This window comes from Streptomyces sp. P9-A4 (assembly GCF_036634195.1).
Lineage (GTDB): Bacteria > Actinomycetota > Actinomycetes > Streptomycetales > Streptomycetaceae > Streptomyces.
The window spans coordinates 202,211-216,142 of record NZ_JAZIFY010000002.1 but is presented as its reverse complement, the minus strand read 5'-3'; the positions used below and the strand labels follow the sequence as shown (position 1 = coordinate 216,142).

Here is a 13,932-nt window from a genome sequence, read left to right as displayed (position 1 = left end):
CGTCCTTGGAGTGGTGCTGGGGGAGAGGATCACGCCGCATGGGTGCATCGCGATCCCGCGGGGCAGCGAGTCCAGGCCCCCGCCAGCGCGCGCAGTTCGATCTTCGAGTATCCGGGACCCGAGTGCCTCAGTGGACTGCGGGGCGTGACGCATTCCTACGCGTTGAACGGACGTTTATTCGTTGTCGAGCACCAGGTGAAACGGTTCGGCGTCCGACGTCACCCGAAGTGAGAGAGCTGTGAGAAGAAGAATCCCGGGCGCCTCGTCGCGCCCCGACCTGCACCGGGTACGCCAACTCGCCCTGCTGGCCGCGCTGTCTGTTCTCGCGGGCCTGCTTGCCCTCGTTCCTGCGGCCGGCCCCGCGCGGGCCGCCGACGGCGGCGGTAAGCGCGTCGTCTCGTGGAACATGAACATGGGCGCGTCGGACAAGTGGCGGGACGAGATACCCCGGCTGCTGGCTGGCACACATACAGGTCAGCCGGTCGGGGGAGAGCCCCGGCCAGCCAACATCCTGATGCTGCAGGAGCACACCGACCTCGGCGCTCCCAACGGCATCGGCAGCACCGTCGCCGACGTCCAGCAGTTCTTCGCCGCAGGCAACGGCCGGGGATCGGCGGACCGGATCACCCTCAGCATGGTCCCGGACGGCACCCGGTTCAGGGACATCACGACGGCCACGACCGTCGCGCGGGTGAACTTCCGCTGGCAGCCACAAGGTGGCGGGCCGACCTACTACGTGTACATGCTCGATGCCGCGAACGATCACCGGGCACGTGTCATCATCACCGACACCGAGGCGACGGCCGTGGATGTTCTCCCGGCCGTGATCCCGCCCGGCGGCCCGACCGACCCGGACGGGCAACTCCTCTGGCGCAGCGCCAACTCCCCCCGTCCTGCATTCGGCATCCAGGTGGAGGGTGTCTGGTATTACACCATCCACGCGGACAACGCAACGTCCCCCGACGCTGCCGGGAGGCGCCGAAACGACGCCAGCGTACTCATCCAGGCGATCACCGCGGCGGTCCCGACCCAGCCCGTCTTCATCGCCGGAGACTTCAACATCACGCCCCAGCAGTTCCTGGGCAACACCGAGCTAGGTGCCGACGAGAGGCTCGTCACGGCGGGGCAGCCCACCTACTTCCCCCGCAACGGCGGGGCGAACCAGGAGTACGACTTCGGCGTGGCCGGTCGGATCGAGGCCGACGCCGACCCTACCGAGCCAGAGGCCCGCGTCATCGGCGACCCGAACCGCCTGGACCACCGCCCTGTGGCCTTCAATATCGTTCCGGTGGCCACGCAGGACGACGCCACCCAGACGGTCAGCACGCTCATGCACCGCAGGGACGGGCAGTACATGGGCGATCGTGACGGCACCGTCGACGAGGGCCAGCTGGATCGCCTCGGCGCCTTCTGGCAGGCGGGAAATTCCACGGTACGGCGCAGTGGTCGGCTCTACCGCCAGTTACAGGCAGGCGGAGCGGGCGGACGGCGGTGCCTGACGGCCCTGGGCAGCGGACGGGCGACCGAGGCGGCCGCGGACGCCCCTGAGATCGCGGTGACGGGCTGCGACAGCGGTACCCCGTCCGACGCGCAGCTGTGGCGCTTCGACGTGAACGGCAACCTCTTCAACATCAGCGACCAGGCCGTGGTGACGGACCATACGGGTCCCCTGCACCTGGGCCCGCCGGGGACGGAGCCGGCCAACGACAGCGACCAGCCGGTCGCTTCTCCCTGGCGCCACTGTGTCTGGGAGAAGAAGGACCATGCTCCCGGTGCTCTGTGGGAGTACGTCCCCCTGCGGTGCGACGACGAGGATCCGCTGCCGCCGGGCGTCAGCCTGCAGGCGCCCGGCTCCGCGGACGTCTTCCAGCAGTCCGAGGGCCGTCCGCTGTTCATCACGAACGTGGCGAACGGCGAGAAGCTGCGGCCGGTCAACAGGGCCTCGGTCTGGGCGCACACCTGGCGGCAGGAGTCCGGGCTCGGTCTGGAGCGCTGGCTGTGGGACACCTCGACCACCCCGGCGCGGCTGATCAACGCCTTTCACCGCAAGGTCCTGCACGGGGACGGCGGCACGAACTGGCAGTGGGCCACCATCGACAAGGGCAAAGAGGGTTGGGAGTGGCGTGTCCGCGACTCCGGCGAGCCCGACGGGTCGGCGGTGTTCGAGGCACGCGACGGTGACGCAGTCTTCTGCATGGCGCAGTCCAGCACCAGCGCGAAGCACTGGGTCAGTTTCGACCGGTGCGACGGCGCCGACCCGAAACAGCGTTGGTACGTCACCCTGGCGACCGTTCCGCCGCGGGATCCCGAATCCGGCGGGGACGGCGAGGTGAGCGGACATCTGGAGTCCGCCGTGGACGGCCTGGTCGCCGACGTCGACCAGGCGGACCCGACGCCGGGCACCCGGGTCAAGGCGAAGGAGGGGAAGGATCATCCGGCGCAGACCTGGACGCTGGAGTCGAGCCCGCACGGCTGGCGGATCCGGAGTGCACTGGACGGCGGTCCGGTGCTCGCGCACGAGACGGAGGGGCACGAGGCGGTGCTCGCCGAGGCCACGGACGCCGATCCCGACCAGTGGTGGCAGATCGAGGACGCCGGGGACGGCTGGGCGACGGTGCGCGGCGGCGGGCGGTGCCTGACCGCGGCGGGCGCCGATGTCACTTTGCGTCTCGACGCGTGTGCGGCGGACAGCGCCGTGCAGCGGTGGCGCGCTCCGGGTCTTCAGGCGGACCCGGAGTCGAAGCCGGAACCGGCGACCGGGTGGCTGAAGGGGCTCGACGACCGGTGTCTGGAGGTCGCGGGCGACGTCGACACCGACGGCACCCCGGTCCGGCTCGGCGGCTGCGCCGCGGGCGCCGCCAGGACCTGGCAGCTCACGGAGCCGGGCACGGTCGAGGCGCTCGGCAAGTGCCTGGACGCCGACCACTCCGGCACGGCGTACCGCACGAAGGTGCAGCTGTGGGTGTGTAACGACAGCCCGGCCCAGAAGTGGGTCCGCACCGCCGACCGGGGGCTGCGGAACGTCAACGCCGGTCTCTGCCTCGATGTGCCGGACTCCGTGTCGGGCGACGGGCGGCAGCTCCAGCTGTGGGGCTGCAACGCCTCGCCCGCCCAGCAGTGGACCGTGACTCCTCCCACAGGGGCGGAGCCCAGGCCGGACGGGGACGCGGGCGACCCCTTCGACGCCTCTCCCGAAGACCGGGGCACCAAGCCGCCGGTCTCGGGCGACTGCCGGCCCGAGGGCATGGCGGCCACCGAGGGCGTGGCGACCCGTTACTGCGACGTGTACGACACCGACGGCCGTGAATGGGTGGGCAACGGGCGGACCCGGCGCGTGGTTGGCTACTTCACCGGGTGGCGCACGGGCGCCGGCGGCGACCCGAAGTACCTGGTGTCGAACATTCCGTGGTCGAAGGTGAGCCACATCAACTACGCGTTCGCCCGGGTCGAGGACGACCGGATCAGCATCGGGGACCCAGCCGATCCCAAGAACCCCGCCACCGGCATGACCTGGCCGGGTGAGAAGAACAGGATGGATCCCGCACTGCCCTACCAGGGGCACTTCAATCTGCTGAACGGCTACAAGAAGAAGCATCCGGCCGTGAAGACACTGATCTCGGTCGGCGGCTGGGCGGACACGCGGAACTTCTACGCCATGGCCACGAACGCCGACGGCAGCGTGAACCGCGCGGGGATCGACACGTTCGCCGACTCGGTGACCGCTTTCCTCGACCGGTACGGATTCAACGGCGTCGACATCGACTACGAGTACCCCACCGCCCTGCCCAACACCGGCAACCCCGCCGACTGGGACGTCTCCAACCCGCGCCGCAAGGGCCTCACCGCGGGGTACAACGCGCTGATGAAGACACTGCGGGAGAAGCTGGACCGGGCAGGAGCGGAGAAGGGCCGGTATTATCTCCTCGCCTCGGCGGGCTCGGGCTCCGGCTACCTGCTCCGCGGCCTGGACGCCGGACAGGCCCTGCAGTACCAGGACTTCGTCAACGTCATGACGTACGACCTGCACGGCGCGTGGAACAGCTTTGTCGGCCCGCAGGCGCCGCTGTACGACGACGGGCGGGACAATGAACTCGCCGCCGCCGGGATCTATGACGACCAAGGGGCGAACACGAAGGACTTCCAGAAGCACGGATACTTCAACGTCGACTGGGCCTACCACTACTACCGCGGAGCGTTGCCCCCGGGCCGTATCAACCTCGGCATCCCGTACTACACCCGGGGCTGGCGCGACGTCCAGGGCGGCACGGACGGGCTGTGGGGCACCGCCGCCATGCCCGACCAGGCCAACTGCCCACGCGGCACGGGAGGCAGAGGCCCCGCCAACGCGCAGGCGTGCGGGCTCGGCGCCGTGGGCATCGACAACATCTGGCACGACACGGAGGACGGCCGCGAGGTCGCGTCCGGGTCGAACCCCCTGTGGCACACGAAGAACCTTCAGGCGGGTGTCTCGCCCGGATATCTGCGGTCCTATGGAGTGGACCCCGGCAGCGCCACGGGCCGGCTGACCGGCACCTACGCCGAGCAGTACGCGGACGCACTGCAGGCATCATGGCTGTGGAACAGCTCGAAGAAGGTGTTCCTGTCCACCGAGAACGAGCGATCCGTCGACGCGAAGGCCAGTTACATCGCCGACCGGGGCATCGGCGGAGCCATGATCTGGGAACTCGCGGGCGACTACACGCTCCGGGCGGGCGGTGAGTGGGGCATGGGGTACGACCTGACCGCCCGTCTCGACCAGGCTCTGAGAGGATCCGCGGCCTATGGGAACGCGAAGGCCGGCGGTAGGGCCCAGCCGCGGGAGGTGATCGACGTGACGGCCGAACTCGTGGACTTCCCCACAGGGGAGAACGACTTCTACCCCGTCCGCCCGAAGCTGCGCATCACCAACAACTCCGGCGTCACCCTCGCCCAGGGCACCGAGATCGCCCTCGACCTGCCCACATCCACCCCGCCCAACATCAAGGACGGCAACTACAAGGCGATCACCACCCTAACCCCCGGCCACACCGGCCCCAACGAGGGTGGTCTGAAAGGCGACTTCCACCGACTCACCTTCACGCTCGGCTACTGCGAGGACCTGCCATCCGGCAGATCCCAGGACATCGACCTCACCTACTACCTGCCGATCACCGGCCCCGCCAATGTCACGTTCACCATCGGGGGCAGGCAGTACGGCTCCACCGGTGACCGGCGCCGAGAGATCAATGCGGTCAGCCCGCTGGCCCCGACCGCCGGGTCTGCTTGCCAGGCACCCGAATGGAAGCAGGGACAGGTCTACCGCCCGGACGGCGGCCGCCTGTGGCGGATGTACGACAAGGGAGGCAAGGGCTGGATGCTCGAATACGGCGACAGCCCCGCCGGCCGCCCCATGATGGTCGACAATTACCCTGCGGAGAACCGCGCCCACCTCGTCGAGCTGATGGAGGACAACCCGAACCAGTACTGGAGCTTCACTTCGGTGGGCGAGGGCCTGTACAGCGTGAGCAGCGGCGCACTGTGTCTGACCGCCACGAGTGGGCGTCAGGATGTCGCCTCCCAAGAGTGCGACGGGCGCGCCGAGCAGACATGGCAGCTTGTCCCGGTCAACGACGACGGCTCCGAAGCGGCGCCCAGCAGCCCCCGGCACAATGGGCTGTTCAAGCTCCGCTCGCGCACCGGCGGCCACGACCTCGAGGCTTCGGGGGGTTCCACCGACCGCGGCACGCGGCTGCTCAGCGGGGACTCGGCCGCTTCCACGGCGGCGTTCGTGACGTACCAGGGTTTCCGCTGGTACGCGCAGTGGTATACGACCGCCGTGCCCGGAACGGCCGAGGCCAACGGTGGGCGGCCCTGGAAGAAGCTCGGCCCGACCTCCTGAGGGATCCGAGGGTGGGTCACGGCACTGCCGCGGCCCACCCTCGGTGCGCCCCGTGGTCAGCGGGCCCCATCGGCTGGACCCGCACCTACGGCAACGCCTCCGAACTGCTGCGCGAAACCGGGGACCAGCTCCCTGCCGCGCCCGCCCGTCCCCTCCAGGAGCATGGCGCTCGGCGGACGGTGTCGCGTACGACAGTTCGACGACGGATCCCGCACTGCAAAACAACCTGACGCTCACCACATCTGGAGCCACACGAACCGACCACGGCCGCCGCGGAGAATTCGCGGCGTCAGACGGTACAAAGACTCAGGACAAGGCCCTGTCTTTGTCGACCGCGAGCCAGGGGGCCGCATCCACCGCCAAGCAGGTGGTCGAAACATTGTCGCCTTACACCGTCACGGCCTGGGCCCGGCTCGACGCTGCTGGCTCCCTCAATGCCACTGTCCTCGGGCAGAACGGCAACCGGCACAGCGCCTTCTACATGGGCTACTGCGCGAACGTGAAGACCTGGTGCGTCCGGCTGCCCGACGCGGACTCCGACTCGGCCTCCCTCTCGACCCAGAGGATCAACGCAACGACGTCGCCGCAGCTCGGAGCCTGGACCCACCTTGGCCTCGTGGTGGATCCAAGCCCGACTAAGAGGTCATCTCATTTGGCTGGCTCGGTAGGCTGCAGGCCGTGGTGGGGATTGTTGAGCGGCTGGTGCCGGACGAGTTGTGGGAGCTGTTCCAGCGGGTGGTGCCGGAGGCTCCTTCGCGGCCTCAGAGTGGTGGTCGGCGTCGGCATGGTGACCGGGAGGTGCTGGCCGCGATCGTGTTCGTGGCCACGTCGGGCTGTACGTGGCAGCAGCTGCCGTCCGCGTCGTTCGGGCCGTCGGGAGCGACAGCCCACCGGCGCTTCTCCGAGTGGACGAAGGCCAGGGTGTGGGCCAAGCTCTACCGCCTGGTCCTCGACGAGCTCGGGTCCCGGGGCGAGCTGGACTGGTCCCGCTGCGCGATCGACTCGGTGAACATGCGGGCCTTGAAAAGGGGGACCTGACAGGTCCGAATCCTGTGGACCGGGGCAAGTACGGCTCGAAGATCCACTTGATCACTGAGCGGACCGGTCTGCCCATCTCTGTCGGGATCTCGGCGGCGAATCTGCACGACAGGCAGGCCCTGATCCCGCTGGTGAAGGGCATACCGCCGATCCGCTCCCGCCGCGGGCCCCGGCGGCGCAAACCGGGCAAGCTCCACGGCGACAAGGGCTACGACTACTCCCACCTGCGGCGATGGCTACGCGAGCGTGGCATCACCCATCGCATAGCCCGCGAGGGCGTCGAGTCCTCGCAGCGGCTGGGCCGTCATCGCTGGACCATCGAACGCACCATGGCCTGGCTCGCCGGCTGCCGGCGCCTCCACCGACGCTACGAACGCAAAGCCGACCACTTCCTCGCCTTCACCAGCATCGCCTGCACCCTCATCTGCTACCGCAGACTCAAGACGACTCCAGGCGTTGTGAAAGCTGCGCCATGATGGTCCGCGTGAGCGAAGAAACTGCGGTTGAGGCCGTATCACGCCTGTACCAAGAGTTTATGGAACTTCCCTTTCCTTCTAGATTGGGTGGCGCGGACCGGGCCGGCTTCGACCTGGTGATGCTGGACTCGGACACCGCAGGTTGTGTTCTCACGTGGACCAAGAACGGCGGCGAGCTCGAAGCGCGGGGTCGAAGCATTCTGCTTCGCTGCATCGCCCGTCTAGACCGGGTCATACCTGTACTCAGCGAAGCGGACGACCCTGAGTACTGGCACCGCCTGCGCGAGATGGCTCAACTTGTCGCGGATTCCCCACACGTAGCCACCAAATGAGATGACCTCTAAGGGCTCGCAGAGAATCAAGGTGTTGCTTCCCGTGATTCGGCTCGTTGATGTGGTACGCGCATATCCGAGTCGACTCGTGAGCAACTCGCCCCGAAGTTAGCGGTGTTGTTCCCGCATCTGGACGAGCGCCAGCGTCGGCTACTGATGGGCGCCGAGGCTCGGATCCTCGGGCACGGCGGGATCCGGGCCGTCGCGCGGGTGGCCGGCGTCAGCGAGGCGACGGTACGCAAAGGCGTGGACGAGTTGGAGGCGGGCGAGGCGCCGCTGGGCCGGGTGCGCCGTTCTGGCGGCGGGCGGAAGAAGGCCGCTGACCTGGACGCGGGCCTGCGGACCGCGGGCTGCTTGAGCTGGTCCAGCCGGACATGCGTGGGGACCCGATGTCGCCGCTGCGCTGGACGACGAAGTCAACGCGTAACCTCGCCGCCGAGCTCACCCGCCAGGGGCACCGCGTCTGCGCGGACACTGTCGGTGACCTGGTGCGCGAGGTGGGCTTCAGTCTGCAGTCCAACGCCAAGACCATCGAGGGTGCCTAGCATCCGGACCGCGACGCCCAGTTCCGCTACATCAACGAGCAGGCCCGCGCCCACCGGGACGCGGCAGACGCGGTGATCAGCGTGGATACCAAGAAGAAGGAACTGGTGGGGCAGTACATCTAGGGCCTTGGGTCAAGGCCCGACGACCGGCAGCTCCGGAGCGGGTGCGTCCTGGTCGACGACGGCGTGCTCAGGCAGGGTCGGCGACGGCAGTACGGATGACGCGCCTGACGGTGTGGTCGCGGGCGGCGATCGAGCGGCCCTCCGGTACGCGGTGCGCACGGCGTCAATCTTCGCGACCGGGACGGCGCGGAACACGGGCGCCCGATCCTCCCGCCACGACCCGTTCGACTCCTGTGGCGGGATCAGCTGACCGGCTCGGCACTACCACCGGGCGCCAGGTGTCGCGCGATCAGAAGGCGGATCGGGGCGAGCGATTCGGGCTGCGCCACGGAGTGGGCTCCGGCCGCGGGGGCGGATGGTGCGTCGAGGTTGACGCGCCGACAACCCCGGACGCGGAGCCGCACATATGTGCTGTTGGGGCGGCCCTGCCGGGGATCGGCTCCTGGTTGCGGTGCCGAAGGAGCGGGATCGCATTGCGGCTCTGTCACCCGTCCAGGTGAAGCAGGGGCCGATTCCGCGCCCGGGGTTCCCGTCAGGAGTGATGGTGCTGCTGTCTGTCGGGCAGAGGGGTAGAGCATGGTGGAGCGTTTCCTGGCGCCGCACGAGGCAGCCATCGCGGCGGCCGGTGTTCGGCTGGTCCTGCACAGTGAGGTCGTCGGCGAACTGGACGAGGAGGTCCTGTCGCGGGCGCTGGCCCGGCTGGTGGCCTGCTATCCGCTACTGGCCGGCACGATCACCGCCGGGGACGAGCAGGGCCGGCAGCTGGTCCGTACTGGCCAGTCGGGCCCAGGGCCGGTCCTGGGACACGGTGCTGATCTGAACGAGGAGATCAACGCGCCCCTCACCTGGGAGCGGGGCCCGCTGCTGCGGGTCACGGTGCTGCGTGAGCCGGACCGTCCCGGTCGCGCCCGGGTGGTGATGACGCTGCCGCGGGCGTTCGCCGACGCGATGAGCTACCAGGCCCTCCACCAGCGCCTGTGGGCCCTCTACGCCGACCTGTCCGCTGGTCGGCAGGTGTCCGCCGATCCCGTCCAGCCGGTGCTGGGCCCGGCACTGGACGACGTCCTCGCGGCCCGCTTCTCCCCACGGCAGTTGCGCGACTTCGTCGCCGAACGCGCCCGGCTGGACATCCAGTCCCCGCCCGCGCTCCTGCCCGCCCCGGCCTCCCGCAACGGCGGCCCCGGCAGCGATCCGAGCTTCCGTGTCATCGGCATCGAAGCCGATGCCGACCGCTGCGAGCGGCTCGTGCAGTGTGCCCGTGACGCCTCACTCACCGTCAACGCACTGGTCAGCGGCATCCTGCTGACCAGCCTGCGCACCCTGTTCCCCGCACGCGGGCCGGTACGGCTGCTGTGCACCACGGCCGTGGACATGCGCCGCAGACTCTCCCCGCCGATGCCGGCCGAGGTCCTGCAGTCTGCGGCCACCACCACCTCCATCCGCCTCATGGTCGACGACCACGCGCACCCGGTCGAAGCCGGACGCGACCTGGATACCCGGCTGCGCGCCGATCTGGAGAGCGGGGCCGCGGCGATGGAACTGGCCGCCTTCCCCTACATGCTCGACCAGCACCCGCCCAGCCTGGTCATCACCAACGTGGGAACCATCGCCGAACCGATCCTGCCCGACGGGCTGCGGATCGCCGACGTGCGGCTGGCACCGCTCGGCCACGTGCCGATGGTCTTCGCGGTCGTCAGCCGCTACCGCAGCCGCCTGGCCATCGACCTGACCTACAGCAGGGCCTGGTACACCGACACTCAGATCGACGAAGTGGCCCGCACAGTGCGCGCCGCCCTGCACGATCCGAGAGCATGGCAGCCGCGGCCAACGATGCGAGCAGCTCGGGACGCCGTCACCTCGGCTACGGCCGTCCGCACCGACTTGCCGACGACGTGAACACCGAACGCGCGGGCAACCCGCCCCGGACTGCCTCGGAAACACGGTCGTCGGAAGGCATTCCGCAAGTTCCAATAGCCGGACTTACCGATAGCGGTCTACCCTGCCGAGACGATCGAGGCCCACCGAGCGTTCATCGCCGGCCAACGGGCCTCCCGTCCCGGTGAGGAGTACGGGCCTTGACCCCGAATCCTGAACACGGGTTATGCGGCTGATGCCAGCGTAGTTGGTGGTGCTTCGAGTGTGGCTTCGTAGGTGATGGGGCTGCGGTGTCCGAGGCGGGAGTGCTGGCGTCGGGTGTTGTAGCGGTTGAGCCATCGGAAGGCGTCGAGTCGGGCCTGGCGCTGGTTGGGCCAGCTCCTTCGGCCCTGGAGCTTCTCGCGTTTGAAGGCCGCGTTGAAGGACTCCGCGAGAGCGTTGTCCGCACTGGACCCGACCGCACTCATGCTTCGTCGAACCCCTGCTGACCTGCAGGCTTCGGCGAATGCCCTGCTCGTGTACTGGGCTCCGTGGTCGGTGTACACGATCGATCCGGCGAGGCTGCCGCAGGTCCGGACCGCTGCCGCCAAGGCGTCGGTGACGAGGTCCGCGCGCATGTGGTCGGCGATGGCCCCACCCGGCCAGACGGCGCGAGGCAAGGTCGATGACGGTCGCGAGATAGCAGAACTTCCCGCCCTCGATGGGCAGGTAGGTGATGTCGCCGACGTACTTCGTGTTCGGGCTGTCGGCGGTGAAGTCGCGGCCGATCAGGTCCGGTGCCTTGGCTGCGGCCGTGTCGGGGACGGTGGTGCGGTGCCGGCGGCGCAGGCGGACCCCTTGGATTCCGGACGTCCGCATGATCCTGGCGACACGCTGCCAAAACAGCGGGGGCTCAGCCCAGTGAACGGGGCTATCCAGGAAGGCTCCGACGCCGTAATCACACCAGACACCGCAAGATCTTTTCACGGGCCGCGGTGCCGCCCTGCGGACAGTCAGGATGGACATCGCTGCGGTTCCACAGCCCTGAGCAGGCACTCGCGGTCGTCCACGCTGATCAGTCCGTCCGGAAGGGTTCCCTCCTCCAGCAACGCGCGCAGGTCGGAAGCGTGGGCGGCGAAGGCGGCCCTGCACCACTCGCGTTCCGGGTGATCGCAGTCCTTCCCAAACAGCAGCACCTGGCGTTCATCGTCGATGTCGACGGGCAAAGACAGATCTGCGGCGAGAATCAAGAGTGCTACCAGGTCAGACCGCACCGCGATGTCAGGGACAGCTGCCAGGCGAATTAGGAAGGGCAGGATGGCCGGCATCACGGCGCTTACGTGGAAGACGCTGTTCATCAGGACGTTCTCCAGTACGGGCAGAGCCGCGGGGCTGGCTACCTCATCCAGGAGACCGCAGAGCAGGACCGGGATCCCGGGAGGGCCCACCCAGGGCGCCCCCTCCCGCCTTCCCCGCTACCCGAGGCGCGTGGGACACGGGATGCGACTGATCGTCCGCAAGGAACGGCCCCACCCCGGAGCCCAGTTGCGTTTCACCGACGCCGACGGACTACGGCTCATCGCGTTCGCCACCAACACCACCGGCGGTGACGGTGCGGCTGGCCCGTTCGTGTTCGGGCGGGCCGCACCGGTGTGCCGGGGGCGGAGTCAGTCGACGGGGTGGAGGGGGATGTCGAGGTAGGACTCGGTGCCCTTGGGGGAGGTGATGTCGATGGTGAACACCGGGGTGGTGGTGTTGGGGGCGGTGAAGAGGGGGTCGTGGGTGTCGATGACCAGTTGGAGCTGGTGGCCCTTGGCCAGGACGTAGTCGGCGGGCTGGAGGGGGAAGGTCGCGGTGGTGGCCTGGCCAGCCTGCTCGGCGGTGAAGGTGTAGGGGGCGTGGGTGATGATGTGCGCCCTGCCGGTGGCCGGGTTGTGGTCGAGCAGGTAGGCGACGATCGTGGCGTCCGGCTGCTGCGGCTTCACCGTCACCCGCAGTTCCAGATCGCCGCGTACGCGCGCGGCCGTTTCCAGCGGCGTGGTGGCGAAGACCGCCGCGAGGCCGCGGTCGATGTCGGCCGTCTTGTAGACGTGGGGCAGGCCCAGGCGTTCGGCGAGGCCGGTCTGGATGAGCTGGGGGGCGACGAGGACGTCGGTGCCCGTGCCGGTGGCCTTCACCGAACGGGTCCAGCCCGCCGCCGCGGTGCCCTCGACCAGTTGTCCGTCGCTCTGTCCGGAGGCCGCGTCGGCGAGGTGGAACCGCTTCTTCGGCAGGGCGTAGTCGGCCCAGGAGGCGTGGCGGAGGTCGGAGAGGGTGTTGAACATGTACTCCGAGCGGACGTCGAACCGTGGAGTCAATCCGTCGCCGGCGGTGCCGCCGAGGTGGTGGTCCATCCACCGGTAGGCCATGTCCGTGGGCTTGGCGGGGAGGCCGAACAGGCCCGGGAGCTCGGCGTTGCCGTGGTCGCCGACCTGGACGAGGAGCGTCTTGGGTCCGGTCAGACGGCTGTGGAAGTCGATGACTGCGGGCACCGAGAAGATGGTCTCGTGCCAGGCGGTTGTCAGGAGGATAGGCGTCGCGGCGTCGTTGAACGCCTTGAGGTGGTTCTTGGGCGACCGTGCCTCGGCGAACTTCCTGACCTCGTCGTCGATGGTGTTGGCGCGGATCTTCTGGATGATCTCGCGGAACTCCTGCGAGCACCGGTCCTCGCCGAAGAGCCCCACGAGCGCTTCGAACGCCTTGAGGTGACGAGTGCTGTTCTCGTACAGGGAGGCGAACAGGTCGGTCCAGGCGCTGGTGCCCGCGACGGCCTTGATCCGCTGGTCCTTGGCGGCCGCGAGGAGGCTCGTGCCGGCGCCATAGGAGGCGCCGAAGAAACCGATCCGGTCCGCGTCGACCGCGTCCTGCTGGACCAGCCAGTCGATCACCTCGGTGGCGTCGGCGACGTCCTGCGGACCTGCGACGTGGATCTCGCCCGTGGAGTTGGCCAGACCGCGCTGACTGTAGGCCAGGACGACATAGCCGCCCAGCGCCCAGCGGCCGATCATGCCGAGGTAGGCCCGATGCCCGATGCCGACCAGCGGGGCGGGCAGAACGACCGCGGGACAGGTCTGCCCGGGGGCGAGGTTCCGCGGGACGCTCAGCGACGCGTCCAGGACCGTCCCGTCCGCCATCGTGAGGGAGACCTCCGAGTACAGGCCGATCTCCGCGTACACCTCGTACTCGTCGGCCAGACCCCACTGATCCAGGCGGCCGATCCGGCGCGGCGACGGGTCCAGCAGCGCCTCACGGATCGCGTCGAGCTTCGCGAGGTCGTCGGCGCTGAGCGCGAACGGCGTCTCCGGGGTTCCGTCGACAGACATGGCTGTACCCACCTTCTGTGAAATTGGGATGGCGACAAAGTGCCAGACACATGCTCACACCGCCAAGATCACCTTGGGGAAATGTTCCACGCCGGCCACCCGAACGGATGATTGGCGCCGTGCAAACCTCCAGACGGACAACATGCCAGAGCTTGGCCGAGGATGGCCGGGCGCAGCCGGAGGCGCCAGCCAGGGGCCCACGCACGCAAGGAAGGCGTCGGTCTCCGGGAAGTCCGTGCCCAGCAGCGCCGGGACGCCGAAGAGGTCTGTGCGGCCGCGATCCAGCGGGCTCGCGACGAGCGCGCCGGGCCGGGTGAGTGTCCT

Annotated in this window: 6 protein-coding genes and 2 pseudogenes; 5 read left to right on the top strand and 3 right to left on the bottom strand. The window is 68.9% G+C overall.

Annotated elements, in window-relative coordinates; all coding sequences use genetic code 11:
- The first annotated feature begins 238 nt into the window (after positions 1-238).
- From V4Y03_RS31685 to V4Y03_RS31665, 5 genes and pseudogenes are all read left to right on the top strand, one after another.
- Positions 239-5,878: a glycosyl hydrolase family 18 protein gene (locus V4Y03_RS31685; protein WP_332437457.1), complete on the top strand. Its 5,640-nt coding sequence runs from the start codon at positions 239-241 to the stop codon at positions 5,876-5,878.
- 687 nt (positions 5,879-6,565) lie between these two features.
- A protein-coding gene (locus V4Y03_RS31680; RefSeq protein WP_332437764.1) for an IS5 family transposase occupies positions 6,566-7,392 on the top strand; the annotation gives its coding sequence in 2 pieces (ribosomal slippage) (positions 6,566-6,905 and positions 6,905-7,392; 828 coding nt in all).
- Positions 7,393-7,400: 8 nt separating this feature from the next.
- The gene (locus V4Y03_RS31675) at positions 7,401-7,724 is read left to right on the top strand and encodes a hypothetical protein (RefSeq protein ID WP_332437456.1); all 324 of its coding nucleotides are present in this window, start codon (positions 7,401-7,403) and stop codon (positions 7,722-7,724) included.
- A gap of 156 nt (positions 7,725-7,880) precedes the next feature.
- Positions 7,881-8,386, top strand: a pseudogene (locus tag V4Y03_RS31670) (ISAzo13 family transposase); the annotation flags it as partial.
- A gap of 582 nt (positions 8,387-8,968) precedes the next feature.
- Entirely contained in the window at positions 8,969-10,288 is a 1,320-nt protein-coding gene (locus V4Y03_RS31665; RefSeq protein ID WP_332437455.1) for a phthiocerol/phthiodiolone dimycocerosyl transferase family protein, read from the top strand.
- A gap of 203 nt (positions 10,289-10,491) precedes the next feature.
- Here the strand turns inward: V4Y03_RS31665 and V4Y03_RS33990 are convergent.
- The 3 genes and pseudogenes from V4Y03_RS33990 to V4Y03_RS31645 form a co-directional block, all read right to left on the bottom strand.
- Positions 10,492-11,143 (bottom strand): annotated as a pseudogene (locus V4Y03_RS33990) (IS3 family transposase); the annotation flags it as partial.
- A 116-nt stretch (positions 11,144-11,259) separates the two neighbouring features.
- Positions 11,260-11,604, bottom strand: a complete 345-nt coding sequence (locus V4Y03_RS31650) for a hypothetical protein (RefSeq protein ID WP_332437454.1) — start codon at positions 11,602-11,604, stop codon at positions 11,260-11,262.
- 309 nt (positions 11,605-11,913) lie between these two features.
- On the bottom strand, positions 11,914-13,608 hold the full coding sequence (locus tag V4Y03_RS31645) for an alpha/beta fold hydrolase (RefSeq protein ID WP_332437453.1): 1,695 nt from the start codon (positions 13,606-13,608) through the stop codon (positions 11,914-11,916).
- Positions 13,609-13,932: the final 324 nt, after the last annotated feature.

Excerpts from the sequence above, each read along its gene's own strand:
- V4Y03_RS31665 (WP_332437455.1), top strand. The coding sequence starts at position 8,969 with ATGGTGGAGCGTTTCCTGGCGCCGCACGAGGCAGCCATCGCGGCGGCC.
- V4Y03_RS31650 (WP_332437454.1), bottom strand. The coding sequence starts at position 11,604 with ATGAACAGCGTCTTCCACGTAAGCGCCGTGATGCCGGCCATCCTGCCC.
- V4Y03_RS31645 (WP_332437453.1), bottom strand. The coding sequence starts at position 13,608 with ATGTCTGTCGACGGAACCCCGGAGACGCCGTTCGCGCTCAGCGCCGAC.